Here is a 25,253-nt window from a genome sequence, read left to right as displayed (position 1 = left end):
CTCCGACGCGGCCCTGGCGCCCCCCACCGTGGCGCCCGCGCCCCGCGCCGCGGGACTGCCCAGAGCGGTGTGGGCCACGGTCGTGGCGCTCTACGTGGTCCTCTTCCCGTACCACCCGGGTCTGCGCTCGCCCAACGAGCTGTGCCGGCTGTGGCAGACGCGCGCCCTGGTGGAGGACGGGACGCTGGAGATCAACCGCGCCCTGCGCGACTACGGTCCGGTGGGCGACCTGTCCGTGATGGACGGGCGCTACTACCCGTCCAAGGCGCCGCTCCTGTCCTTCGCCGCGGTGCCCGTGTACGCGGGCCTGAGAGTCATTGGCGGCAGCCACCGCTACGCCGTGCCGGAGGTGCCGCTCGTCTTCTTCAGCCGCCTCTTCCTCACGGTGCTGCCCACGCTGGGGCTGCTGTGGCTGGTGCGCCGCTTCCTGCGCGCGTTCCTGTCGCCCGTCGTCGCGGACGGCGTCACGGTGACGTACGCGCTGGGCTCGCTCGCGTTCAGCTACTCGCTGCTCTTCATGAGCCACCAGACGACGGCGGTGCTGCTCTTCGCGGGCTTCTACGCGCTCTGGAAGCTGTCGCGCGGCGATTGGCGCGAGCGCGGCTACGTCGTGGCCGGCGCGTGCGCGGGCGCCACCGTCGCCGCCGAGTACACCGGCGCGCTGGGCGTGCTGGGCCTCATCCTCTACGCCGTGCTCACCGTGCTGGGCACGCCGGAGCCCTGGGCCGCGCGGCTGAAGAAGCTGGGCCGGGCCACGGGGCTCGCCGTGCTGGGCGCGCTGCCCTTCATCGTGGCGCTGGGGCTCTACCACCAGGCCACCTTCGGGCACCCGCTGGAGACGGGCTACAAGCACCTCAACGACGCGGCCTACCAGCCGTGGCACCTGGGCGGCTTCCTGGGCATCCGCACGCCGGATCCGCGCGCCTTCACGCTGTCGTTCTTCTCCCCGCTGCGGGGCCTCTTCACCCTGTCGCCGTTCCTCTTGCTCGCGCTGCCCGGACTCGCGCTGCTCAAGCGCCTGGGCCGGACGTCCGCGGAAGGACGCGCCCTCTTCTGGATGTCCGCGGCCACGCTCGCCGGCTACACGTACTTCACCTCGTCGTTCACCTACGACTCGTGGGGCTGGACGACAGGGCCCCGGCACCTCACGGGGCTGGTGCCCTTCCTGCTGCTGCCCGCGGGCCTGGTGCTGGAGCGGCTGCGCGGCGCCGGCCGGCCGGTGCTGTCCGGCATCGCGGCCATGCTGTGCGCGGCGTCCGTGCTCGTCACGGGGCTGGCCACCTTCGTCAACTACATCCCCGACGACGTCTCCACCCCCGTGCTCGCGCTGGCCCGGCCGCTGCTCCTGGACGGCTACCACCCGCCCAACCTGCTCGCCTGGCTGGGCCTGCCCACGTCCCTGGCGGGCGCGGTGCTGCTCGCGGCGCTCGTCACCGTGGCGGCGTCCGTCTTCGGAGCGCTGCTCCGGGACGCGGCCGGACGCACGCCTCCGCCAGCGGCCTGGGTGGCGGGGCTCGCGACGCTGGCGGTGCTCACGAGCGCACAGGCGGCGTTCACCCGGAACGACCGGGCGGATCAGAACGCGGTGCGCTTCCTGGAGTCCGTCTGGCTCCAGCCTCCCAACCGCCCCACCGCGCCCTTCTGGCCCCGCGCCGGTTCCTGAGCGCGTGGCTATACTGGCGTCCCCCTCCCTCGGAGACCGTGCATGACCTCGCGGTGGTGCCTGCTGTCCACCCTCCTGCTGTGCGCCCCGGCCGTTTCCCACGCCGAGGACGCCGCCGCCCTCTGGGACAAGAGCTGCAAGAACTGCCACGGTCCGGACGGCCGCGCCCAGACGCGCATGGGCCAGAAGGAGTCCATCCCCGACATGAGCCGGGCCGCCTGGCAGAAGGCGGAGTCGGACACCGAACTGCGAGACGTCATCGCCAACGGTTCGTCCCACAACCCCAAGATGAAGGCCTACAAGGACCGGCTCACCCCGGAGCAGCTGGACGCCCTGGTGCGATACATCCGCACCTTCAAGGCGAAGGAGTAGCGCTCGTGAATAACCCTCCGCGCCCGGGCGTCGTGGGGATTGGGAGAATTGGAGCCGCCATGAAGACCCTCACCGTCGCCATCGTGTTCTGCCTGTCCATGGTCAGCCTCTTCACGTCGGTGCGCGCCGACGCCAATGCCTTCCCCCGCCTGGAGCCGGGCGTCTCCCAGCCGGTGGCGCTGATGCCCAAGGGCGGCGACGGCAAGGGCGGTGGCAAGGGCGGCAGCGACGGCGGCAAGGGCGGCGAGGAGGACGAAGAGGAGTACCGCCGGCAGACCCGCGCCCTCTCCCAGAAGGCCGCCCTGGAGCTGGTGGACCCCGGTGTCCTGGACGACATGCTCCGCCTGCGCGCTGCCGTGCGCGGCGGCCAGCGCTGAGGCTCGGGCTACCTCGCAAGAATGAGGGGGCTCGCAAAGTTTGCGCAGCCCCCTGACGTCAGACGGCACCCCCCCGCCTCACGGACATCCCTTATTCCGGCGGGTTGAGCGCCGGAATTCCCGGCACGAAGCTTGCTGTTCATTGGCTCCCAAGCCGTACCTCCCCCCAGGGGTACGTGAAGGAGCCCCCGATGGTGCGTCGCCCAACTCCCCGCCGTCAGTCCCGTGGCTTCACGCTCCTGCTCGCGCTGGGCGTGGTCGCGGTCGTGACGATGGCGGTGATGCTCAGCTACAGCGTGGTGGGCCGCGAGGCCGACACCCAGGCGGACACCCGCCGCCAGAAGCAGGCGTTCTTCGCCGCCGAGGCGGGCCTCGCCGAAGGGCGCGAGACGGTGCGCCTGCTGCTGAACAACAACGGGAACAACGCCACGATGGGCCTGTCCGCCGCCCTGGGAGGGGTCGCTCCGGTGGCCGACATCCCCGCGCTGGCCGCCGCCAATCCCCCCTGGTACGAGCTGCTGCCCGGACCGGAGGACGGATGGAACCCGTACACGGTGACCACGACCAACCTGAGCGCGTCTGAAGTCCCCGTGGGCGTGGACTTCCCGGAGCAGCGCAACGTGCGCTACCGCGTCTTCATCCGGGATGACCTGGATGACGACCAGAACACCGTCGACAGCAACCGCCAGCTGTGGGTCCTCGCCGTGGGCGAGGTGACCATGGAGAACGGCCGCCGTCCGACGCGCTCCATGGTCCAGGCGCTGGTCACCAACGCGATTGGCGAATCCATCTTCGCGCCCGGCTGCATCACCAAGGGCTGCGGCCCGGACATGACCTACAACAATCCCACGGACCAGAAGGCGCCCGCGGGAACCACCATCACCCTTCCGTGACCTCGTCTTCTCCCACGAGCCCCCCCATGAAACGCCTGATTCCCCTGCTGCTCCTGCTGCCGGTGCTCGCCAGCGCCCAGGACCGAGGCGCGGTGGCCTTCAACAAGGCCTGCGCACAATGCCACCAAGCCAGGACCCCGACGGAGAAGCAGCCGGTGGGGCCGCTCGGCGTGCGCAAGCCCGTGGGTCCCTACATGGACCAGGTGCTGGACAAGAAGACCCTGGTGGAGGTCCGCACGTGGGTGCAGTCCCCCCACATGATCAACCCGAAGACGGACTGCGACACGCGCCTGCTGCCCCGCGACGAGCTGGACGCCCTCACCAGCTACCTGTCCACCGTGGTGGTGGCCCCCGCGCCCCCCCGCCGGATGATGCTGCGCAAGCAGATGACGGAGCAGGTGGCGGCACGCAAGGCGCGTGACAAGGCCGAGGCCGAAGCGAAGGCGAAGTCCCAGCCGAAGAACCAGGGGAAGCAGTGATGCGCACGCTCTTTCAACGAACCCTCACGGCGCTGGTGCTGGCGGTCGCGACGCCCTCGCTGGTCCACGCGCAGCAGCTCTGCCAGGACGACCTGTCCAACGACAAGCAGGGCGCCTTCAAGCTGGGCCCTGACGGCCTCACCGTCGCCAACGACACCATCCTCCTGCGCAAGGACGGCCGGCTCCAGCTCAACACCAACCTCAAGAAGCTGGACTCAGAGAACATCATCTTCCCGTTCGACCAGACGGTCACCATCGACTACGTGTACGAGTCCGCCGGCGCGTCGCACTCGCTCGGCTACATGTACATGGAAGACGTGGTGAAGCGGGGCTACGCGGACAAGGACACCCACGAGCTGGTCGACCTGAACGACAACGGCATCCTCGACCTGCACGAGGCCATCTACAACCTGACGCCGGACGACGACACCGTCCTGCCCATCAAGTACGTGGGCCTGTCGCGGCGCTGCAACAACACCTTCACGTCCGGGGGCAAGAAGTACAACGAGCCCGAGCTGGCGATGGGCGCCTGCGGCAGCACCTTCCGCCACGACGACGACGTCACGGACGCGCGCCCGGGCCGCGGGCACTCCGCCGAATTCAACATCGCCACGGACTGGGTGGGCGTCAACGACGTCAACGACGCGCAGGGCGACCGGGGGCTGTTCAACTACATCCCCAACCTGCTCGAGCCGAAAGTGCCGGAGAACGGCAACCTGGGCATTGGAAGAATGGTCTACCTGCTCGTGGACGACGACAGCGACCATACCGTCACGCGCAACCTGGGTCCCGTCGCGGACGCCGACGACACCTTCAACGGCGTGCCCGACTACAACGTCTCCCAGTATGACTTCCGGGGCATCAAGCTCCCCGCGCCCATCAAGCCCCCTAACGATGCGCCGAAGTCAGAAAAGGACCAGTACGCCGCGGACAAGGACAACTACGAGAAGATCAACACCGGCGACCGCCGGGTGAACCTGGGCCTCGTCGCGGGTGGCAAGGAGATCATCTTCTTCGCCGTCGTCTACTACGAGGCCCGCCACAACACGGACAACGACACGGTCGCCCCCTGCCTCAAGCGCCAGCCCTATACGGGCAACCCCCTCGAGGACGGCAAGTGCCTGTTGCACCTGCAGACGTCCGTCTCCGTGTTCTTCTCCAAGGCCACCTGGAACCTGGACCAGAACTTCAAGGCGCCCACGAACAACGTGGTGGCGGAGCGCAACATCGGCTGCAAGTACTCCGAGAGCTGCAACTCCCCCACGGACGGGTCCGCCTGCAAGATTGACGGCACGAGCCCGGTCAAGAAGGCCTGCGGCTGGCTGGAGAATGACACGCTCAAGCGCCTGGACTCGCCTGCCTACAAGAACCTGAAGATGCCCATGGAGGGCGTGGTCGTGCCGGTTCCGGGTAAGGACATCACCGACCCGGAGAAGGCCGCTGCCATGGCCAGCATGAACTTCATGCCCCACGTCATCGTGGGCGCGCCCACCACGGACCCCTTCCGGTGGATCCTCGGCTTCGAGGACCTCAACGGCGGCGGTGACCGCGACTTCAACGACATCGTGTTCATGATCAACAAGGAGAACGGCGGTGGCGCCAAGTCCACCACCATCACCTCTGACGTCATGACCGACGATCCGGCCAAGGGCAAGCTGGGCCCGGAATTCACCATCACCAAGGTCCGCTTCCGCCGCCAGGACGACGTCGCCCCGTACGCGACCCCGGGCAACCCGCCCACGAACATCCGCACCAAGTCCTCCTGCAACATGGTGGAGGATCCGGCCTGCAAGCCCGCCCCAGCCTGCACGAAGGCGCCCTGCTGGACCGAAGAGGTCGCGGGTGCCTGCACCGCGAGCAGCGTGAAGCCCACCATCACCTATTCCATCGCCGTGGACTGCCGCACGCTGAACGCCGCGGGCATCTACGAGAAGAACGAAAACCCCGCGTGGGTGCCGGTGCCGCTCAACAACGACAAGCAGTACCCCGACCAGGAGGTGGAGATCGACATCCTGGCGCTGGGCCTCACCGGGTCGCAGCTGTGCTGGAAGGTGGACATCAGCAGCCCCAGCGAGCTGTGCCGTCCCATCATCGACGAGGTCGACATCGGCTACCAGGCGGTGCGCTCCGGCTCCTACGCGCGCTCCAGCCCCAGCACCCTGGGCAACGTCGCGGTCTGGGGCGTGAACGAAACGCCGGGCCAGAACTGGGGCAAGGGCTGGAGCGCCACCGAGGGCAGCCTGCCCGCGGCCGGCACGCGCGCCTATGACGACGCCAAGGACTTCACCATCCGCGGCCGCCTGTACATGCAGTCGCTCTACGAGCCGGGGGTCGCCAAGACCGACCCGAAGCTGCGCTGGGAATCCGGCCGCGTGATGGCGCTGTCGCTGGCCGGCTCCGCTCGCAAGCTCTACACGACGAACGGCTCGGGGGTCCGCACGGAGGTCAGTGACGTGGCCGCGTTGGGCAACACGCTGCTGCCTTCCTCCTACTGCAACACGTACAGCGAGATTGACGGCCGCTACCTGTACGACATGAACAACGACGGCACCTGCAGCGTCGCCACGCAGACGGATCCCGCCGCCAACCCCTACAGCGACCGCCAGTTCCTCGTCGACTGGTTGTACGGGTACGACAACAAGCGGACCTCGACGTTCCGCCCCTGGGCCTTCGGCGGCATCAACCTCTCCACCGTGGCGGTGGCGGTGCCCCCGTACCAGGACAACTGGTACCAGAACGCGAAGGGCACCGAGCGCGACACCTACCGCAAGAACTTCATGACGCCCCTCCAGGAGCGCAGCACCAAGGCCTTCGTGGGGACGATGTCGGGCGTGCTGCACGCCTTCGACGCGGGTGAGTTCCGCAACGCCCTGAACGACGACTGCGTGGGGGAGGCCCAGTTCCGCGGCTACTTCCTGCCGAAGACGTGCCCTGCCGACAAGACCAAGGCGATCCGCGAGTACGGGACCGGCAAGGAAGAGTTCGCCTACATGCCCTTCCTGATGCTGGATCAGTACCGCAACCAGTACGTGCGCTTCCGCGGCTCGGGCACCCTGCCCAAGCCGCAGATGGACGCTTCGCCCAGCATCGCCAACGTGGACCTGGGTGACCGCAACGACTGGAACGACAACATCAAGTACACCTGGACGCCCGCGGCCACGGCGCAGAAGCAGCAGGGTGCCAAGACGGTGCTCGTCTCCGCCACGGGCAAGACCAGCCCGGTGGTCTTCGCGCTGGACATCACGGATCCCTCGAAGACGGACCGGTACCCGCTGCCCATGTGGGAGTTCAGCCTGGCGAACACGGAGGTGACGTCCGCCTTCACCCAGGCCGTGAAGGACGACAAGACCGGCACCGTGAAGCTGCCGGACAACTCGGGCTCCCGGCACGCGCCTTCGGTGGGGCGCATCTCCTGGGGCTCCGCGCAGGACAAGGACCGGCGCTGGGTGGCGGTGGTGGGCACCGACTACGACCCGGGCGAGGCGCGCGCGGGCGCCGTCTACATCCTCGACATGAAGACGGGGAAGCCGCTCGAGTACGGAAGCGGCAAGTACGCGGGCGTCGTCACCTTCGAGCAGGGCTCGGGCATCGCGGCGGAGACAGCGATGCTGGACCTGGACCAGGACGGCTCCTACGACGTCCTGTACGTGCCCACCACGGCCGGCAGCGTGTGGCGCGTCAACCTCAAGGACGTGAACACCTCGCGGAAGCTGGGCAGCCAGGTGCAGAAGTGCATGGTGGCCCACGCGGCGTCCGCGCTGGAGGGCCGCGCGGATGCGAGCCAGACGCAGCTGGACCTGCAGGAGCTCTACTCCAACATCGCGGTGAAGCTGGTCGCGACGGATGCGGGCCCGGCGGTGCGCTTCTACTTCGGCACCAGCGACAGCCCCGACAAGTACACGGACGGCTACCTCCCGGATGTCCAGAACCCCCAGAACCCCACGTACCAGTACCACCTGCTCGCCTTCGAGGACACGGACCCCACGGGCAAGAACGGGTGCACGGAGCTCAAGCCCCTGTGGGTGCAGAAGATGAGCCCGGGCCAGAAGCTGTGGGGCGGCGTGGCGCTCAGCTCGGACAACATCTACGCGGCGACCGCGGTGGGCACGGCGGCGGACATCTGCAGCCTGAACGCGGACGCGAAGGGTGAGGCCTACATGGCCAGCCAGTCGAGCGGCGCGCTTGTCGGTGGTGGGGCGACCGAGCTGGACGGCCACGCCATCTCCGCGCCGGTGGTCCACGACGAGCACCTCTTCGTGCTCACGGCCACGGGTAAGATGAAGGTCAAGGGCGGAGAGGACTGGAACAACAAGGCGGGCACGAGCGGCGTGCCGCGCTCGCAGATCATGTTGTGGGAACCGCTGCCTGACGGGAGACTGCCGCAATGAAGCAGCGCGCCTCACGGGGTGTCACCCTGCTGGAAGTCATGGCCACCATGGCCGTCATGCTGCTGGGAGTCGCGGCGGCGATGACCGTGGTGAGCCAGACGACCCGCTCCAATCGCCGGACCCTGACCGCCAACCAGGCGCAGATCATCGCGGAGCAGACCCTGGAGAACATCCTTCAGCGGGGCTGCCAGGGTTCGGTGACGTGCGAGACGGCGTCGAACGAAACCTTCGACGTGTACCAGACGTCGGAGGGGTTCCAGCGGGAGACGGCTCCCACGGATCCGAACATCGTCGCGCGCAAGTACACGGTGACCGTGGACGTGGACAACTCCGTGGTCCCCGGCAGCATCGAGGATGGCAAGGCGGGCGAGCCGGCCATCACCCGCCCGCTCGTGGGGGCCACGACGGGCACGCTCGTGAACGTGCGGGTCTCCGTGGCCTGGGATGAGCCGGGCATCCGCGAGGGCCAGCAGATGGTGGTCCTCCAGAGTCGAATGGCGCCATGAAACCGTCCTCCTTGCGCAACCGGGGCTTCACGCTCCTTGAAGTGATGATCGCCAGCGCCATTGGGGTCATCGTGCTCACCACGGGGCTGGTGGTGGGCGCCCAGATGCAGAAGCGCGCCCTGTTCGAGGAACAGACGATGACCGCCCAGGTCACCGGGCGGGCCGTGAAGGATCAGATCACGCTGGACGTGTCCCGCGCGGGCACCGGCATGGGCAACACGCCCATCTCCTTCGCGAACGACGACGAGCGCTCGGCCATCACGGTCTGGTCCAAGCCGGACCTGACGACGGGCATCGGGACCACGCTGGGCGCGGACCCGACGGACTACGCGCCGCCGCCCGTGGGGTTCCCGGCGTCGGACGCCCTCCAGCTCTACTGGGGGGACACGAACGGGATGCTCACCCTGAGGACCTGCGACACGCTGTCGCGGATCCGCGAGGAGGAGACCACCACGGCGGGCACCTTCTGCACGCGCCCGAATCCCTCGACGGCGCTGGCGGATCCCGCCACCCCTACGCTGGCCGTTATCGCCAGCGGCGGCAACAAGAAGGCCTGTCCCGTCCTGGTGGACAGCGTGCAGGAGTCCTCCGGGAAGCTCGTCATCAAGGGGCCGACCCCCGAGGTGCCGCGCTCGGATGTCTGCGCCGGCAAGGACCTGTGGACGAAGGCGTCCGGGGACGTCGAGAACTGGGTGGCCCTGCGGCTGAGCGGCGCGGCCTACCGGGTGAACTGGATGGGCGGCATCCCCACCCTGGAGTACCGCGCCCCGAACCAGGAGGACTGGTCGGTGTTGAGCCGTGACGTGGAGCAGCTCACCGTGCGCGAGGGCGTCGTCAATCTCGCCAATCCCCTGAACACGCTGGACTGGTATCCCGGCGAGAACCCGGCGGCCCCGGGCGCCCCGCATCCGGCCATCTCCGACTGCGACGTGGGCAAGTACACCCTGGGCTCTTGCAAGACGGACGACCTCGCCTTCGGGGGAGGTCCTCTTCCGGCCGCGACCACGAAGGAAGAGGTCATCAAGCGCCTCCGCCAGCGGGTGCGTGAGCTGGAGGTGACGCTGGTCATCCGCACGCGGCGCATCAACCGCGACGCGGACACCACGGGCACGGATGAAGAGGGCCAGGCGAAGGACGGCTACACGCGCCGTCGCTACACGTTCCGCGTCGCGGCGCGCAACATGACCGTGGGCCTGACCCGGCCCGTTTCGGCTCCGGTGACTCCATGAAGCAGACGCGTGGCATGACGTTGTTGGAGATACTGACCGCGCTGGCGGTGGTGTCCGTCTTCATCGCCCTGGCGGTGGGAGGGCTGCAGGGGCGCATTGGCGGGCAGCGCGAGAGCATGGCCACGCGCGAGCTGTGGTCGGGCGCGCTGCGAGCGCGCCAGCTGGCCATCAGCACCAACCAGCCCGTGCGCATCGTGGTGGAGAAAGACGTCGACCTGCCGGATGGCACGCGGCGCACCGTGGCTCGCTGGGAACAGCTGAAGTGCGGCGATGACCTGGCCAACCCGGACCAGTGGTCCATGAACCAGTGTCCCAGCACGGCCTGCGTGGCCACGACCTGCCGCGACATGCCCGACTGCTGCAGCACCACGGGGCCGGACATCGTCATCCCGGACAGCATGAGCGCGGCGGACATCAACAACCTGTGCTTCCTGCCGGGTTCCGGCCGGCCGGCGTTGAACAAGATGGACTGCATGCAGGGGCAGCTGGGCCAGGCCGCCCTCGTCGCCGCCGCGGCGCCGAAGGACCACCAGATCCAGTTCCGGTTCACCTCCGGCCGCCCCAAGAGCGTGCTGATGGTGGAGCCGCTGACGGGCCTGTCCAGCGTGATGGATTGCGACTCGGTGGCCGCTACCACCACGGACGCCACCCGGAAGGACCTCCGGCTGGCGAACGCCTGCAACGAGCCCTGAGCGGGCCCGCCGCGCGCCTGGGGACCTTCCCGTGTCCCGGGCGCGCGTGAGCCTCCCCGCCCAGCCGCCGTCCCGCTGTCCCCATGGACACGACAGGTGTCCGCATCCAGCGTTGATTTGGGAGAAGCCGCACCCTAATTAGCCGAGGGCCCCACACGGGCCCCCGAATGGATACCTCTCTTCCTCCGAAGTCCGATGGCACGTCCTGGCCCGGCGGTGCTCCCCCTCCCTCCGGTGATGCCTTCGCCCGGCTCCTCGCCTCCCTGCGCGTGGGGCACCGCGCGCGAACACAGGGGGTGAAGGGCGCGGCGCGCGGCCACCTGCTCGCCCGCCTGCACCGCGAGCTGCGCGCGCCCCTGGTGTGCGTGGCCGTGGATGAAGAAGCGGCGGACGCGCTCGCGCACGACCTGGCCTTCTTCCTGGGAGGCACCGGCAGCCTGCTGGAGCCCCGCGTGCTGCGGCTGCCCGCGGACGAGGTGCTCCCGTACGACGAGCTGTCACCGGAGGCGGGCCCCATCACGGAGCGCCTGGGCGCGCTGTTCCACCTGGCGCGCGGCACGCCGTTCCCCGCGCTGGTGCTGTCCCTGCGCGCGCTGCACCGCCGCGTGCTGCCGCTGGGGGTGATGGAGGGGCTGGCCCAGCGCGTGGAGGTGGGCCAGGACTTCGACCGCGACTCGCTGGCGCGGAAGCTGGCGCTGATGGGCTACCAGAACAGCCCGCTGGTGGAGGACAAGGGCACCTTCAGCGTGCGCGGCGGCCTGCTGGACGTCTTCAGCCCGCTGTACGAGCGGCCGGTGCGCCTGGAGTTCTTCGGGGACACCATCGAGTCCATCCGCGTCTTCGACCCGGAGTCGCAGCGCACCGTGGACGCGCTCAAGACGGTGGACCTGGTGCCCGCGCGCGAGCTGCTGCTCACCGACGACACCCGCCCGCGCGCCGAGGCCGCCGCCCGCGCGGTGGCGGACCGCATCAACCTGCCCACCATCAAGCTGCGCGAGCGGCTGGACGCGCTCCGCGAAGGGCTGCCCGGCTTTGGCCTGGAGGGGCTCCTGCCCGGCTTCTTCGAGGGTGGGCTGGCGTCGGTCTTCGACTACCTGCGCGCGTGGGCCCCGGAGCCCGTCGTCTACCTGGACGACCCGGTGGGCCTGGACCGCGCGCTGGAAGAATTGTCGGTGGAGCTGGCGAAGGGCGTGGAGGAGGCGGACGCGCGCCAGGACCTCACCTATCCGCCGGAGCACCACTTCCTCACGCGCGAGGGCGTGGCGGAGGGCCTCAAGGCCCTGCGCGTGGTGGAGGGCGGAGGCCTGTCGCTCACGCAGTCCGAAGCGCCCGTGGCCTTCACCTTCGGCACGACGCAGGACCTGCGCGAGGCCATCCTCGCGCACCACGGTGAGGAGGGCGCGCTCACCCCGCTGGTGGAGCGGCTGCAACGCTGGCGCGACACCGGCGTGGCGTGCGCGGTGGCGTGCGGCACGCTCAGCCAGGCGGACCGGCTGAAGCGGCTGCTGTTGGACCGCTCCGTGATGGTGAAGGTGCACACGGAAGCGTTGCAGGACCCGGCGAAGCTGTACGAGCCGGCGGTCTGGGCGCACCTGTTCACCGGCGAGGTGAGCCACGGCTTCATCGACCCGGAAGGCCGTCTGGCGGTGCTCGCGGATGAAGAGATTTTTGGCGTCCGCTCCCGCCGCCGCGTCAAGCGCAGCAAGAAGCTGGACGCGTTCGCCGCGGGCTTCAAGGACCTGAAGGAAGGCGACCTCATCGTCCACACCGACTTCGGCATCGGGCGCTACGCGGGCCTGACGAAGATGGAGGTGCAGGGCGTGCCGGGGGACTTCCTCGTCCTGGAGTACGCGGGGCGGGACAAGATCTACCTGCCGGTGGGCCGCATGCGGCTCATCCAGAAGTTCACCGGCGGCGACCCTGAGAAGGTCCAGCTGGACAAGCTGGGCACGGCGAGCTGGGAGAAGACGAAGAAGCGCGTCAAGGAGCAGCTGCTCAAGATGGCGGCGGAGCTCCTGCAGATGGCCGCCGCGCGCAAGGCACACCCTGGCTACGCGTTCGCGCCTCCGGACCGCTACTTCGCCCAGTTCGAGGCGGACTTCGAGTTCGAGGAGACGCCGGACCAGGCGAAGGCCATCGAGGACGTGCTGTCGGACATGCAGAAGGCGCAGCCGATGGACCGGCTCGTCTGCGGCGACGTGGGCTACGGCAAGACGGAGGTGGCGATGCGCGCCGCCTTCAAGGCCACGTTGGATCGCAAGCAGGTGGCGGTGCTGGTGCCCACCACGGTGCTGGCGCAGCAGCACTTCCACTCCTTCAAGAAGCGCTTCAAGGACTACCCCGTCACGGTGGAGGTCATCTCCGGCATCCGCAAGCCGCCGGAGATCCGCGACATCCTGCGCCGCGCCAAGGAGGGCAAGGTCGACATCGTCATCGGCACGCACAAGCTGCTGGCGGGCGAGGTGGCCTTCAAGGACCTGGGGCTGCTGGTGGTGGATGAGGAGCAGCGCTTCGGCGTGAAGCAGAAGGAGGCGCTCAAGCGGCTGCGCACGCAGGTGGACGTGCTGACGCTGACGGCGACGCCCATCCCCCGCACGCTGCACATGAGCATGTCCGGCGTGCGCGACATGAGCATCATCGCCACGCCGCCGCAGGACCGCCGGGCCATCCGCACCTTCGTGATGAAGTACGACGAGGCCGCCATCAAGGAGGCCGTCGAGCGCGAGATTGCCCGCGGTGGCCAGATCTTCTTCGTGCACAACCGCGTGGAGTCCCTGCCGTCCATGGAGCAGGAGCTGAAGAAGCTCTTGCCGAACGTCTCCATCGGCGTGGCGCACGGCCAGATGGGCGAGGGGCAGCTGGAGAAGGTGATGCTCCAGTTCACGGAGCACAAGTTCCAGGTGCTCTTGTGCACCAGCATCATCGAGAGCGGCATCGACATCTCCAGCGCCAACACGATGATCGTCAACCGCGCGGACCAGTTCGGCCTGGCGCAGCTCTACCAGCTGCGCGGACGCGTGGGCCGCAGCAAGGAGCGCGCGTACGCGTACCTGCTGGTGCCCACCCGCCGCCCGGTGACGAAGGACGCGCAGCGGCGCCTGGAGGTGCTCCAGAACTTCACGGAGCTGGGCGCGGGCTTCTCCATCGCCAGCCACGACCTGGAGATCCGCGGCGCGGGCAACCTGCTGGGCGAGAAGCAGTCCGGCGCCATCGCGGAGATTGGCTTCGACCTGTACGCGCAGCTGATGGAGGAGGCCGTCGCGGAGCTCCAGGGCCAGCCGCCCAAGGTGCACGTGGAGCCGGACATCAACCTGCCCATGCCGGCGCTCATCCCCGACGACTACGTGGCGGACGTGCACCAGCGGCTGGTGTTCTACAAGCGCTTCAGCCAGGCCAGCCACCCGGACGAGGTGACGGACCTGCGCGCGGAGCTGGTGGACCGCTACGGCGAGGCGCCCGACGAGGTGGACGCCCTCTCCGAGGTGACGCTCCTCAAGATCGACATGCGCGAGCTGCGGCTGCGCGCGCTGGAGGGGGGCCCGGCCCGGCTGTCCCTGGCGCTGGGCGGAGACGCGCTCCTGGACGGCGCGAAGGTCGCGGGGCTGGTGCAGCGCTCCAAGGGCTTCTACCGGCTGACGCCGGACATGAAGCTCATCGCCCGCGTGCCCCCGGAGGTGAAGGGGCACGCCCTGCTGGCGGAGGCGCACAAGCTGCTGCGCGACGTGGGCACCTGCGCGCTGCCCCGGCACTGACGCACGTCCGGGGACTTGAGATAGGCTGGCCGCCGAATGGCGATTGAGAAGGCGCTGTTGCTCATCGCGGACATCGGCGGCTACACCCGCTTCATGCGGCAGCACCGCTTCGGTCTCGCGCACGCGCAGGACACGGTGGCCCAGCTGCTGGAAGCCGTCATCGACGCGTCCGGCCGGTTCAAGCTGGCGAAGCTCGAAGGCGACGCGGCCTTCTTCTACGCCGTGGGCGAGGACACCTCGCCGGTCGCGAAGCAGGTGGCGGCCATCCGCCGTGCCTTCCTGGAGCGCCGGGAGCAGCTGGCCATCGACCGCATGTGCAAGTGCGACGGGTGCACGCAGGTGGGCAACCTGACGCTCAAGTTCGTGGCCCACGCCGGCGAGGTCGCCTTCCAGAAGGTGAAGCACCTCACGGAGCTGGCGGGCGTGGACGTCATCCTCCTGCACCGGATGCTGAAGAACGACGTGCCCGTGTCCGAGTACGTCCTGATGACAGACGCGGTGCACCAGCGCCTGGAGCCGGAGCTGCGCCAGCTCAGCCAGGGGCTGGAGCACGACTTCGAGGGCATGGGCCGCACGCCGACGCACTACATCGAACTGAGCTCACTGGTGACGAGCGTGCCCGCGCCGCGCCCCAACCTGCTGCGCAAGCTGTGGAACAAGCTGGCGATGGAGCTGCGCTCGCTGAAGTACGTGCTCGGCTTCAAGGAGGCGTGCGAGGGCTTCCGCAACGTGGAGGTCGTCGAAGACGCCGCACCCGGGAAGCCCTGAGCGCGGCCTTCAGCCGCCCGTGCAGAAGCGCGCGACGGCCTGCGTGAGCGCGGCCTCGCAGCGCACCAGGTCCTCCATGGGGACGAACTCGCCCGTCTGGTGCGCGACGCGGATGTCGCCGGGGCCGAACACCACGGCCTCCGCGCCCAGCTCCGTGAGCTGCGGGGCCTCCGTGCCGAAGGACACCGTTTCGGACGCGTTGCCGCTGACCTGCTCCAGGAAGCGCACCACGTCCGCGTCGCCTCGCGTGTGGACGCCGCGGTCCATGCGCAGGACCTTGATGCGCGCCTCGTAGGCGGGCTCGTCTCGGGTGAGCTCCTGGCGGATGTGCTCCAGCATCTCGGGGACGCGCTCCGCGGCCTGGCCGGGGATGGGGCGCCATTCGACGGTGAAGCGGCAGGAACCGGGCAGGACGTTCTTCGCCTTGCCACCCTGGATGAGGCCCACGTTCACGGTGGTGAAGGGCGGCTGGAAGCCTTCGTCGCGGTCCTCGCGGAGGACGGTGTTGGCCAGCGTCTCCAGCCGGTGCAGGAAGCGGCCGGCGCGGAAGATGGCGGACGCGCCCAGCTCCGGGTACGCGCTGTGCCCTTCCTTGCCCAGCACCTCCACCTCCGCCAGGCAGTAGCCCTTGTTGGCGCGCACGGGGATGAGGCGCGTGGGCTCGCCGACGATGGCGTGCCTCGCGCGGCCCAGGCCGGCGGACACCAGCTTCTTCGCGCCCACGAGGCCGACCTCTTCATCGGCGGTGAGGATGACGAGCAGGGGCGCGTCCAGCTTCGGCAGGTCCTTGCGCGTGGCGGTGTGCAGCGCGCAGGCGATGAAGCCCTTGGTGTCACAGGCGCCGCGGCCATACAGCTTGCCGTCGCGTTCCGTGAGGCGCAGCGCGTCCGTCCAGGCGGCGTCATAGGGCACGCAGTCGGAGTGGCCCACCAGGGCCAGCGCGGCGCGGTCCGCGTCGCCCTTGCGCGCGACGAGGTTCACCTTCGCCACGCCCGCGTCGTCGGTGTAGTGCTGGCGCTCGGCGGTGAAGCCCGCGGCCTCCAGCCGCGCCTGGGCGTAGTCGATGAGGGGCGCGTTGGGGCGCGAGGACGTGGTGTCCAGTGCCACCAGTTCCGCCAGGGTGGCCCGCAGGGCGGGCAGCGTGTCGCTCATGGGACGGCCTCCAGTCAGGCCACCTCCATGCCACCGCCCGCGCCGCGACGCCAGTGGGCCCGTGCCCTCAGCGTCGCGCGGAGGCCACCGCGGGCTACAGACCCGGCGCGGGCGACGGCGTGGACACCGCGTCCGGGTTCCCCAGCCCCTTGAGGATGGCCGGTTCGGACGCCGTCACGTGGCCCACGTAGAAGACGCCGTGGTAGCCCTCTGCGTTGGCCGAACTCCAGGTGTGCATGAAGAAGCGGTCCCCGTTGTCCTTGCCCTTCGCTTCCTTCACACCGCAGTCCAGCTTGCTGCTCTGCTGGTTCGCCGCGCAGATCCATGCCGTGCCGCTGTCGTAGGCCATGTCGAGTGCCGTGACGTCCTCGAGCTGTGCCTTCAGCAGGTGGCCCATGGGCTTGTACTGCTTGTCCCAGGGCAGCCCCTTCTCCGTGCGGGGGTGGATGTTGCCGCTCACCACCAGGTGGAAGCGCTCCGGCTTTGCCTTCACCTGTGCCAGCACCGTCTTCGTCAGCGCATCCTCACGCGGCTGGCCGGACAGCTTCGGGTGGTCGTAGACGAACACCGCCACATCCAGGCCCTGCGCGCGCAGGTGGCGCAGCTGCTCCAGCATGTTCGCCACCGCCTCGCTGCCACGGCCGTCCGGATACGGGCTGCGCCAGAAGGGGGCTTCCATCAGCTTGAGCCAGTCCACGTCACCCCCCTGGCTCTGGAGGAAGGCGGTGATGCGGTCCTCGTTCTCCACCGGCAGCTCCAGGCCCACCGTCACTGGCATGCCGGACGTGACGAGCTGGCACACGGCCTGCGCGATGAAGCGCGGCACCTCCTGCGTGCCGTGCAGCTCGCCCAGCAGCATCACCCCACCCACCTTCGCCAGCTTCTTCAGCCCGAGGATGGACTGGCCGCATTCGGTGAACACCGGTGCTTCCTTCGCGCCCGGCGCCTTCGCCACCTGCTGCTCCGCGCTCACCGCCTGCTGCTTCGCGAGCTTCGGCATGATGCCCCGGAACACGCGCCACTCCATGGTCAGGTCGCGCGTGCCCTGCCCCGACTCCATGTAGAAGGCATTCTCTCCCACCGGGAAGGCCAGCCGGTCCTCATCGTCTTCCACGCTCAGGATATTCGGATCACCGCCCCTGAGAACCACCCGGGAGACGCTCCAATCCAGCTCCTTGCCGGGCTGCGACAGCGTCTTGTTCACCGACTTGGTGATGCGGGTGATCCACAGCTTGCTCTTCGTCGGCGTCTCCCGCTTGCCCATGACCATGTACCGGTGCCAGTAGCCCGCGATCTTCGAGCCGCCAAACTCCTGCTTCCACTCGGTCTCCAGCACCATGCTGCCGCGGTCTTCGCGGTAGGGCAGGTGCGCGGCCGTGAAGTACTCACGGACCGACGGCCACATCTCCTCCAGGGGCACGTCGTAGATGGCCTCGTAGTCCGGCGTCTCCAGGTCCTGCCGTCCGGCGCAGCCCACCGCCAGGAGCAACGCCAGCCATCCCACTTTCACCCTTGAGCACATCCGCAGTGTCCCCTCTCGTTCCCCGATGCGCTGAACAACGCCGTGGGGGCGGTGGGCATATCGGGTCCCGTGCAAAAACCAGAGGCCGCGCAGGCCACCGTCTCCGGTGACTCGCACGGCCCCTGTGCTTCTCCCTCGGGTACGGGTTACGGAGCGGACGCGGGCTCTTGCGCGGGCGGCGCGTTCGGATTCCCCAGGCCCTTGAGGACGGCGGGCTCGGAAGCCGTCACGTGGCCCACGTAGAAGACGCCGTGGTAGCCGTCCTTGTTGGCGGAGCTCCAGGTGTGCACGAAGAAGCGGTCGCCGTTGTCCTTGCCCTTCGCTTCCTTCACACCACAGTCCAGCTTGCGTCCCTGAGCATCCGCCGCGCAGACCCACGCCGTGCCGCTGTCGTAGGCCATGTCCAACGCGGTGACGTCCTCGAGCTGTGCCTTCAGCAGGTGGCCCATGGGCTTGTACTGCTTGTCCCAGGGCAGCCCCTTCGCCGTGCGCGGATGGACGTTGCCACTCAGCACCAGATGGAAGCGCCGAGGTGTCGCCTTCACCTGCGCCAGCACCGTCTTCGTCAGCGCATCCTCACGCGGCTGGCCGGACAGCTTCGGGTGGTCGTAGACGAACACCGCCACGTCCAGGCCCTGCGCTCGCAACTGCCGCAACTGCTCCAGCATGTTGGCCACCGCCTCGCTGCCACGGCCGTCCGGATACGGGCTGCGCCAGAAGGGGGCTTCCATCAGCTTGAGCCAATCCACCTCACCGCCCTGGCTCTGGAGGAACGTGGTGATGCGCTCCTCGTTCTCCACCGGCAGCTCCAGACCCACCGTCACCGGCATGCCCGCCGTGACGAGCTGGCAGACGGACTGCACGATGAAGCGCGGCACCTCCTGCGTGCCGTGCAGCTCCCCCAGCAGCATCACCCCGCCCTCCTTCGCCAGCTTCTTCAGCCCGAGGATGGACTGGCCGCACTCGGTGAACACCGGTGCTTCCTTCGCGCCCGGCGCCTTCGCCACCTGCTGCTCCGCGCTCACCGCCTGCTTCTTCGCGAGCTTCGGCATGATGCCCCGGAACACGCGCCACTCCATGGTCAGGTCTCGCGTCCCCTGCCCCGAGTCCACGTAGAAGGCGTTCTCTCCCACCGGGAAGGCCAGCCGGTCCTCGTCGTCCTCGACGGAGATGCCGTATGCGACGCTCGAGGACGAATCGCCCGGGGCCCCAGTGCCGCGGTCATCGAGAATTCCGCCGACCCCGCGACCGACGCCCCAATCCAGCTCCCGGCCCGGCTGCGACAGCGTCTTGTTCACCGACTTGGTGATGCGGATGATCCACAGCTTGCTCTTCGTGGGCGTCTCCCGCTTGCCGATGACCATGTACCGGTGCCAGTAGCCGGCGATTTTGGAGCCACCGAACTCCTGCTTCCACTCGGTCTCCAGCACCAGGCTGCCCCGGTCCTCCCGGTAGGGCAGGTTCGCGTCCGTGAAGTACTCCCGGACCGACGGCCACATCTCCTCCAGCGGCATGTCGTAGATGGCTTCGTAGTCTGGCGTCTCCAGGTCCTGCCGCCCGGCGCAGCCCCCCACGGCCAGTCCCATCAGCATCACCAGAGACAACCAGATTCCTGAACGCATCCGAATCCTCCCGCACCACCAACGCGCCGGCGGCGCCCCCATATCGGACCGGGTCCCCGTCCTACGGATAGAGGCGCCGGGCGAGCTGCTGGAACGCCCTGCCACCCTCCTCCGTCAGCGGATGGCGGCCGTCCCGGACCACCAGCCGGCCCGCCACGGCCACCTCGCGCACCGCGCCTCCCGCCGCCCCGAAGACGATGCCCGGCAGGAGCGACGCCACGCCCGCGCCCACCAGCGACGGATGATTCACGTCCACCGTGAAGAAGTCCGCGGGAGACCCCGGCGACAGCGTGCCCGTGCCCATCCCCAGGCTTCGCGCGCCCTGCACCGTGGCCATGTCGAAGAGCCGCGCCGCCAGTCCGTCCAGGGTCCCCGTCCCCGGGTCCAGCACCGCCCGGCGCAGCCGCACCAGCCGCAGGTGCTGCTCCAGCTGCCGCGCCTCGTCCAGCAGGTCCACCACCGTCTGGCTGTCCGAGCCGAAGCTCACGCGCGCTCCGGCCTTCACCAGCGCGTCCGCCGGCACGATGCCGTCGCCCAGGTTGCGCTCCGTGGACGGGCACGCGCACACCGTGGCCTCCGCGCGGCCCAGCAGCGCCACCTCCTCCTCCGTCAGGTGCACGCCGTGCACCGCCGTGAAGCGCGGCCCCAGAAGGCCCACGTCCGATACCAGCTCCACCGGACGGCGGCCGTGCTCCGCGAGGCACGCTTCAATCTCCTTCGGCTGCTCCGCCACGTGCATGTGGATGGGCATGCCGGCGGGCGCGGCGCGGGCCACCTGCGTCAGCCAGTCCCGCGACACCGCGCGCACGCTGTGCGGCGCGAGCCCCACGTTCACCCGCGCGTCACCGCGCACCGCGTGGGCCAGCGCCTCCGTGGTGGACAGGAACGTGTCCACGTCCGCGTCGATGAAGCGGCGCTGACGCGGGTTCGCTTGCACGTTGAAGCCCGCGCGCGCGTAGCCCACCCGCAGCAGACAGATGCGCAGCCCCACGTCCGTGGCCGCGCGGATGACCGCGTGCGCCAGCGCGTTGCGGTCCGCGTAGGGTGTCCCGTCCGGCTGGTGGTGCAGGTAGTGGAACTCGCCCACCGTGGTGATGCCCGCGAGCACCATCTCCAGGAACACCTGCCGGGAGGCGATGTGGATCTCCTCCGGCGTGAGCGCCTCCGCGGCGCGGTACATCGCCTCGCGCCAGGACCAGAAGTCGTCCTGTCCTCCAGCGGACGCCACGTATTCGGTGCGTCCGCGGATGAGCCGCTGGAACGCGTGCGAGTGGCCGTTGACGAGCCCCGGCAACAGCGCCCGCCCCGCGAGCCGCTCCACGCGCGCCCCTTCGGGCACCGCGTCGAGGACCCGGCCATCCGCGCCCACCGCCAGCGCGCGGCCTTCGTGGAAACGCCCTTCCGTGAAGAGGAAGTCGGGTTGGTAGACAGTGATGTCGCTCACGCGCGGCAGCGTATGCCAGTTCCCCGCGACACGCGGTAGCGGCTTCAGGCGCCCATTTCGGCGGTGTCCATGAAGGGCAATCGGCTGTCCGCCCAGGGCCGGGTGCGCACCGCGTCGCGGATCCACGTGCCGTGGCGGCGTTCGTCCTCGCGGTGCTGACGGATAAGGGCCTTCACCTCCGGGGACCACTCGAACTGGAGCGCCAGCTCATAGGCCCGGTCGAACAGCTCCTCGTTGCCGAGCATGGCCCACAGCGTGGCCTCCGTCCCCATCAGCCCCGTCATGGCCGTCAGGCCCTTCATCGCGGAGCCCTTCAGGTCCGGGCGCAGCGTCACCGGTTCGCCCCCGAAGTGCCGGATGAGCGCGTTGAGGTCCTGCACGTGGCGCAGGTGGTCCGCGCGGAAGCTGTTGAGGCGCTCGCGCACCAGCGCGGGCCCGATGCGGGCGATGGCCACGTCGTACGCGCCCACCGCGTCGGCATCGAGCTGGGCCAGGCTGTGCAGGCGGCGCTCCACTTCGGACTTGTCGGCCATGGGTGCCTCCTCCAACCGGGTGCCATGAATGCTTGGGCCCGAACAACGTGGGGCCTCCTCCGCCCGGAACCAACGGCCCTCCCCGGTACCCATCCCTCCTTCGCACCCAGAGCAGGCGGGCAGCCTGGGTTTCACTCGGGGGTGTGGCCGAAAAGCGGGTCCCGGGTCCGCATGGAGCGCCTGTCCTCCTGGTCGCCCACCAACCCATGTGAGGAATTGCGCGCTCGCCCTCCTGTGCAGAGCGTTGGAGGGTGAAGACCTCCGAGACCCAGAAGCGGCTGCGGCGCTACCAGACGAAGCGCGACTTCCAGCTCACCCCCGAGCCGTCCCCGGACGTGGTGGCTCCGAGGACGTCCGCGCCCGTCTTCGTCATCCACAAGCACGACGCCACGCGCCTGCACTACGACCTGCGCCTGGAGATTGGCGGCGTGCTGGTGAGCTGGGCCATTCCCAAGGGCCCCAGCCATGACCCTTCCGTGAAGCGGCTGGCGGTCCAGACGGAGGACCACCCGCGCTCCTACGCGGACTTCGAGGGTCACATCCCGGATGACCAGTACGGGGGCGGTGATTCGCTGCTCTGGGAGTCCGGGACCTTCGAGGTCGTGCCTCCCGGCGACGCCGAGGCGCAGCTGAAGCGCGGGCACCTGGAGGTCCTGCTGCACGGCGCGAAGCTCAAGGGGCGCTGGCACCTCATCCGCACGCGTCCACGCGGCGGCAAGGCGCAGTGGCTCTTCTTCAAGGCGAAGGACGAATACGCCAAGGCCGGCTACGACGTCACCGTGGAGCGCCCCGAGTCCGTGAAGAGCGGACAGGTGGAGACGCAAGGGCCTCGCAAGCCCGGCGTGCTGCGCAACAAGAAGCCCGCGGCGCCCGTGCGCGCGGCCCGTCTCCCGAAGGCCGTGCGCAAGGCCGCGAAGAAGCCGGCCCGTCCGCCCTCGACGCCGGAGAAGCTGCTGGAGCGCGTGTGGCCGCCCATGCTCGCGCGGCTGGCCGTGTCCGACGAGGTGCACGACGAGACGCACGCCTACGAGGTGAAGTACGACGGCTTCCGCGCCGTGTGCGCGCTCACGCACGGGAAGCTCGCCTTCCAGAGCCGCCGGGGCAACGACCTGTCGGGCCGCTTCGCCCGGCTCACCGCCGCGCTGCGCGAGCTGCCCGCGAAGGACGTCGTCGTGGATGGAGAGATTGTCGCGCTCGACACGAAGGGCCGCTCGCGCTTCCAGATCCTGCAGAACACGGAAGAGGGCGCGGAGCAGCGCTTCATGGTGTTCGACCTGCTGTGGATGGACGGCGAGGACCTGCGCGAGCGTCCCTATACGGAGCGCCGCGCGCGGCTGGAGAAGCTGATGGCCGGGGCGCGGCTGCCCCTACAGCTCTCCGAGAAGGTGGACCTGCCGCTGTCGCGCGCCCTGCTGGAAGCGCGGCGCAAGGGGTGGGAGGGGCTCATCGCCAAGCGCGAGGACTCGCCCTACACGGGCACGCGCTCCGGGGACTGGCTGAAGCTGAAGGTGGTCGCGGGCCAGGAGGTCGTCATCCTGGGCTACCTGCCCATCAAGAACGAGCGGGCGAAGTCGGAGATTGGCGCGCTGCGCGTGGGAGTGCGCGGCAAGGACGGCTTCCACGACGTGGGCAAGGTGGGCACGGGCTACACGTCGAAGGACCGCCGCGAGCTGCGCTGGCTGCTGGACGCCACGCGCGTGAAGAAGCCCACCGCCGTGGATGCGCCCACGAACACGGACACCGTCTGGGTGAAGCCGAAGTACGTGGCGCAGGTGAACTTCACCGAATGGACGAAGGACGGCCGCCTGCGCCACCCCGTGTTCCAGGGCCTGCGCAGCGACAAGGTGCCGCAGGAGGTCGTGCGCGAACACCCCGCCCCCATCGAAGGCGCCGCACGCCGGGGCTCGCGGCGCGCGCCGGTGCAGGCCGCTGCCCGCACCGCGAAGGCGCCCGCCGTGAAGACGCAGCGTGGGAAGCAACGCGCGCCGGAGGTGGCCCTCACACACGGCGACCGCGTGCTGTTCCCCGAAGCCGGCCTGACGAAGGCGGACGTGTTCGCGTACTACGAGCAGGTGGCGCCGCTGCTGTTGCCCGTGCTCGCGGACCGGCCCCTGGCCCACCAGCAGTGGCCCGCGGGCATCCAGGCCCCCGGCTTCTTCCGGCACGAGCTGTCCGGCCTCCCCGCGTGGATGCCCACGCTGCGCGTGCGCCACGAGGACAAGACGCTGCGCCACGTGAACGTGAAGAGCACGTCCGCGCTCCTGTGGCTCGCCAACCAGTCCGCGCTCACGCTGCACATGTGGCTGTCCCACGCGCCCCGGCTGGCGCAGCCGGACTTCGTGGTGTTCGACCTGGACCCTGGCGAGGGCGGCTGGAAGGACGTGGTGAAGGTGGCCACCCTGCTGCACGCGCGCCTGGACGAGCTGGGGCTCAAGGCCTTCCCGAAGACGTCCGGCAAGCGCGGCCTGCACGTGCTGGTGCCCCTGGCGCCAGGCCACACCTACGCGCGCACCCAGGCGTTCGCGGACGCGCGGGCGCGAGAGCTGGAGGAGGAGCTGGGCGACATCGCCACCACGGAGCGCTCCATCCGCGAGCGCGGCGGGCGGCTCTACATCGACGCGGGCCAGAACGCGCGCGGCAAGACGGTGGTGGCGCCCTACTCCCTGCGCGCCGTGGAGGGCGCACCCTTCTCCGCGCCGCTCGAGTGGAGCGAGGTGAACGGCCGCCTGGACCCGCACCGCTTCCGCCTGAGGACGCTGAAGAAGCGCCTGGACGCCGTGGGGGACCTGTTCGCGCCCGTGCTCCGGCTGAAGCAGGTGCTGCCGGACGAGTGAGCAGGCGGCTGACGCGCCGCGCCCTGAACGGATGTTTCCCGAAGGGGCGGCGCGTGTTAGTGCGGCGCCGCCATGTCGTCCGTGACCGTCGTGACCCCGGCCGCGCAGCCCGCGCCGCGGTGGAAGGTGTCCCTCGCCTACGCCACCTGCTTCATCCTCTGGGGCTCCACGTGGGCCGCGGTCAAAGTGGGGCTGGAGGACCTGCCGCCCCTGCGCTTCGTGGGCACGCGCATGCTCGTGGCCGGGGTGGCGCTGTTGCCCTTCGCGCGCTCGCGCGGGACGGCGCTGGGGGGCGGCACCGGGTGGCGCATCGCGGGGCTGGGCATACTCCAGCTGGCGGTGCCCTTCGGGATGCTCTTCGTGGCGCAGCAATGGATTCCCTCCAGCTGGTCCGCGCTGCTCTTCTCCACCTTCCCCGTGTGGCTGCTGCTGGTGGGGCGCGTGGTGTTTCCGGACCAGCCACTCACCGGGCGCAAGCTCTTCGCGGCGGGGCTGGGCCTGACGGGCGTGGTGGCGCTCCAGCACCAGGAGCTGGTGTCGCTCAGCTTCTCCGGGCAGGTGCTGCTGGGCTGCGCGATGACGCTGTTCGCGGCGTCGGTGGTGGCGGTGGCCAACGTGCTGGTGCGCCGGCACATGACGCACGTGCCGCCGCATCTGCTGACGTTGGTGCAGACGTTGAGCAGCGCGGCGCTGCTGCTCTCCGCGTCCGCGATGTTCGAGTGGAGCCAGCCGTCGCACTGGACCCCGAAGGCGGTGGGCGCGCTCCTGTACCTGGCGCTGGGCGGGACGGTGCTCACCTACCAGTGCCTGTACTGGCTCCTGCCGCGCATCTCGCTGGCGGCGCTGGGCGCCATGGCGCTGCTGGACACGCTGGTGGCGGTGACGCTGGGCGTGGCGCTGCTGGACGAGCCGCTCACGCCGTCGCTGCTCGCGGGCGGCGTGCTCATCCTCACGGCGGCGGCGCTCGCCAACCGCGACGAGGCCCCGGAGGCGAAGGTGCCTCCGGAAGCCCCGCCCGCGGGGTGAA

18 protein-coding genes are annotated in these 25,253 nt (G+C 69.6%); 13 read left to right on the top strand and 5 right to left on the bottom strand.

What is annotated here, in order from left to right; genetic code table 11:
* The first annotated feature begins 13 nt into the window (after positions 1-13).
* From D7Y21_RS04295 to D7Y21_RS04245, 11 genes are all read left to right on the top strand, one after another.
* A complete protein-coding gene (locus D7Y21_RS04295) occupies positions 14-1,663 on the top strand; it encodes a hypothetical protein (protein WP_370038091.1) in 1,650 nt (549 codons plus the stop codon).
* A 42-nt stretch (positions 1,664-1,705) separates the two neighbouring features.
* Positions 1,706-2,035: a cytochrome c gene (locus D7Y21_RS04290; protein WP_120562060.1), complete on the top strand. Its 330-nt coding sequence runs from the start codon at positions 1,706-1,708 to the stop codon at positions 2,033-2,035.
* 59 nt (positions 2,036-2,094) lie between these two features.
* A complete protein-coding gene (locus tag D7Y21_RS04285; RefSeq protein ID WP_120562061.1) occupies positions 2,095-2,412 on the top strand; it encodes a hypothetical protein in 318 nt (105 codons plus the stop codon).
* A gap of 191 nt (positions 2,413-2,603) precedes the next feature.
* On the top strand, positions 2,604-3,305 hold the full coding sequence (locus D7Y21_RS04280) for a hypothetical protein (protein ID WP_120562062.1): 702 nt from the start codon (positions 2,604-2,606) through the stop codon (positions 3,303-3,305).
* A 26-nt stretch (positions 3,306-3,331) separates the two neighbouring features.
* Positions 3,332-3,784, top strand: a complete 453-nt coding sequence (locus tag D7Y21_RS04275; RefSeq protein ID WP_120562063.1) for a c-type cytochrome — start codon at positions 3,332-3,334, stop codon at positions 3,782-3,784.
* Positions 3,784-8,172, top strand: coding sequence for a DUF4114 domain-containing protein (locus D7Y21_RS04270; RefSeq protein WP_121711421.1), 4,389 nt, complete (start codon positions 3,784-3,786; stop codon positions 8,170-8,172). Before D7Y21_RS04275 ends, D7Y21_RS04270 begins: the two co-directional genes overlap by 1 nt.
* On the top strand, positions 8,169-8,678 hold the full coding sequence (locus tag D7Y21_RS04265; protein WP_120562065.1) for a prepilin-type N-terminal cleavage/methylation domain-containing protein: 510 nt from the start codon (positions 8,169-8,171) through the stop codon (positions 8,676-8,678). The genes D7Y21_RS04270 and D7Y21_RS04265 overlap by 4 nt, the downstream gene beginning before the upstream one ends.
* Positions 8,675-9,907 carry a PilW family protein gene (locus D7Y21_RS04260; protein ID WP_121711419.1) on the top strand — a complete coding sequence of 411 codons (1,233 nt, stop codon included), beginning with the start codon at positions 8,675-8,677 and terminating at the stop codon, positions 9,905-9,907. The genes D7Y21_RS04265 and D7Y21_RS04260 overlap by 4 nt, the downstream gene beginning before the upstream one ends.
* Positions 9,904-10,599, top strand: coding sequence for a Tfp pilus assembly protein FimT/FimU (locus tag D7Y21_RS04255; RefSeq protein ID WP_120562067.1), 696 nt, complete (start codon positions 9,904-9,906; stop codon positions 10,597-10,599). Before D7Y21_RS04260 ends, D7Y21_RS04255 begins: the two co-directional genes overlap by 4 nt.
* A gap of 167 nt (positions 10,600-10,766) precedes the next feature.
* Positions 10,767-14,351, top strand: coding sequence for a transcription-repair coupling factor (mfd, locus tag D7Y21_RS04250; protein WP_121711417.1), 3,585 nt, complete (start codon positions 10,767-10,769; stop codon positions 14,349-14,351).
* Positions 14,352-14,387: 36 nt separating this feature from the next.
* Entirely contained in the window at positions 14,388-15,119 is a 732-nt protein-coding gene (locus D7Y21_RS04245) for a DUF2652 domain-containing protein (RefSeq protein WP_120562069.1), read from the top strand.
* 9 nt (positions 15,120-15,128) lie between these two features.
* Here the strand turns inward: D7Y21_RS04245 and argE are convergent, their stop codons facing one another.
* The 5 genes from argE to D7Y21_RS04220 form a co-directional block, all read right to left on the bottom strand.
* Positions 15,129-16,271, bottom strand: a complete 1,143-nt coding sequence (gene argE, locus D7Y21_RS04240; RefSeq protein ID WP_121711415.1) for an acetylornithine deacetylase — start codon at positions 16,269-16,271, stop codon at positions 15,129-15,131.
* A gap of 94 nt (positions 16,272-16,365) precedes the next feature.
* Positions 16,366-17,793, bottom strand: a complete 1,428-nt coding sequence (locus tag D7Y21_RS04235) for a hypothetical protein (RefSeq protein ID WP_121711413.1) — start codon at positions 17,791-17,793, stop codon at positions 16,366-16,368.
* 146 nt (positions 17,794-17,939) lie between these two features.
* Positions 17,940-19,415 carry a hypothetical protein gene (locus D7Y21_RS04230; protein ID WP_121711411.1) on the bottom strand — a complete coding sequence of 492 codons (1,476 nt, stop codon included), beginning with the start codon at positions 19,413-19,415 and terminating at the stop codon, positions 17,940-17,942.
* Between the two features lie 61 nt (positions 19,416-19,476).
* Positions 19,477-20,859 (bottom strand): formimidoylglutamate deiminase, encoded by a 1,383-nt coding sequence (hutF, locus tag D7Y21_RS04225; protein WP_121711409.1) that lies wholly within the window; start codon positions 20,857-20,859, stop codon positions 19,477-19,479.
* 44 nt (positions 20,860-20,903) lie between these two features.
* Positions 20,904-21,392, bottom strand: coding sequence for a DUF2383 domain-containing protein (locus D7Y21_RS04220; RefSeq protein ID WP_121711407.1), 489 nt, complete (start codon positions 21,390-21,392; stop codon positions 20,904-20,906).
* 251 nt (positions 21,393-21,643) lie between these two features.
* On the opposite strand from D7Y21_RS04220, the gene ligD reads away from it, so the two are divergent.
* Together ligD and D7Y21_RS04210 are read left to right on the top strand one after the other, a co-directional pair.
* Positions 21,644-24,226 carry a DNA ligase D gene (ligD, locus tag D7Y21_RS04215; protein WP_120562075.1) on the top strand — a complete coding sequence of 861 codons (2,583 nt, stop codon included), beginning with the start codon at positions 21,644-21,646 and terminating at the stop codon, positions 24,224-24,226.
* 72 nt (positions 24,227-24,298) lie between these two features.
* Positions 24,299-25,252, top strand: a complete 954-nt coding sequence (locus D7Y21_RS04210) for a DMT family transporter (RefSeq protein ID WP_121711406.1) — start codon at positions 24,299-24,301, stop codon at positions 25,250-25,252.
* Position 25,253: the final 1 nt, after the last annotated feature.

This window comes from Corallococcus sp. AB045 (genome assembly GCF_003668895.1).
GTDB classification, from domain to species: domain Bacteria; phylum Myxococcota; class Myxococcia; order Myxococcales; family Myxococcaceae; genus Corallococcus; species Corallococcus coralloides.
Note: the sequence above shows the minus strand (reverse complement) of the source record. Positions and strands in the feature narration are given on the sequence as shown.

Bases quoted from the DNA above. Each gene is read 5' to 3' on its own strand.
- D7Y21_RS04270 (WP_121711421.1), top strand. From the start codon at position 3,784: ATGCGCACGCTCTTTCAACGAACCCTCACGGCGCTGGTGCTGGCGGTC.
- D7Y21_RS04235 (WP_121711413.1), bottom strand. From the start codon at position 17,793: ATGTGCTCAAGGGTGAAAGTGGGATGGCTGGCGTTGCTCCTGGCGGTG.
- D7Y21_RS04285 (WP_120562061.1), top strand. From the start codon at position 2,095: ATGAAGACCCTCACCGTCGCCATCGTGTTCTGCCTGTCCATGGTCAGC.
- argE (WP_121711415.1), bottom strand. From the start codon at position 16,271: ATGAGCGACACGCTGCCCGCCCTGCGGGCCACCCTGGCGGAACTGGTG.
- D7Y21_RS04220 (WP_121711407.1), bottom strand. From the start codon at position 21,392: ATGGCCGACAAGTCCGAAGTGGAGCGCCGCCTGCACAGCCTGGCCCAG.
- mfd (WP_121711417.1), top strand. From the start codon at position 10,767: ATGGATACCTCTCTTCCTCCGAAGTCCGATGGCACGTCCTGGCCCGGC.
- D7Y21_RS04280 (WP_120562062.1), top strand. From the start codon at position 2,604: ATGGTGCGTCGCCCAACTCCCCGCCGTCAGTCCCGTGGCTTCACGCTC.
- D7Y21_RS04260 (WP_121711419.1), top strand. From the start codon at position 8,675: ATGAAACCGTCCTCCTTGCGCAACCGGGGCTTCACGCTCCTTGAAGTG.
- D7Y21_RS04255 (WP_120562067.1), top strand. From the start codon at position 9,904: ATGAAGCAGACGCGTGGCATGACGTTGTTGGAGATACTGACCGCGCTG.
- D7Y21_RS04265 (WP_120562065.1), top strand. From the start codon at position 8,169: ATGAAGCAGCGCGCCTCACGGGGTGTCACCCTGCTGGAAGTCATGGCC.
- D7Y21_RS04245 (WP_120562069.1), top strand. From the start codon at position 14,388: ATGGCGATTGAGAAGGCGCTGTTGCTCATCGCGGACATCGGCGGCTAC.
- D7Y21_RS04290 (WP_120562060.1), top strand. From the start codon at position 1,706: ATGACCTCGCGGTGGTGCCTGCTGTCCACCCTCCTGCTGTGCGCCCCG.
- D7Y21_RS04275 (WP_120562063.1), top strand. From the start codon at position 3,332: ATGAAACGCCTGATTCCCCTGCTGCTCCTGCTGCCGGTGCTCGCCAGC.
- D7Y21_RS04230 (WP_121711411.1), bottom strand. From the start codon at position 19,415: ATGCGTTCAGGAATCTGGTTGTCTCTGGTGATGCTGATGGGACTGGCC.
- D7Y21_RS04210 (WP_121711406.1), top strand. From the start codon at position 24,299: ATGTCGTCCGTGACCGTCGTGACCCCGGCCGCGCAGCCCGCGCCGCGG.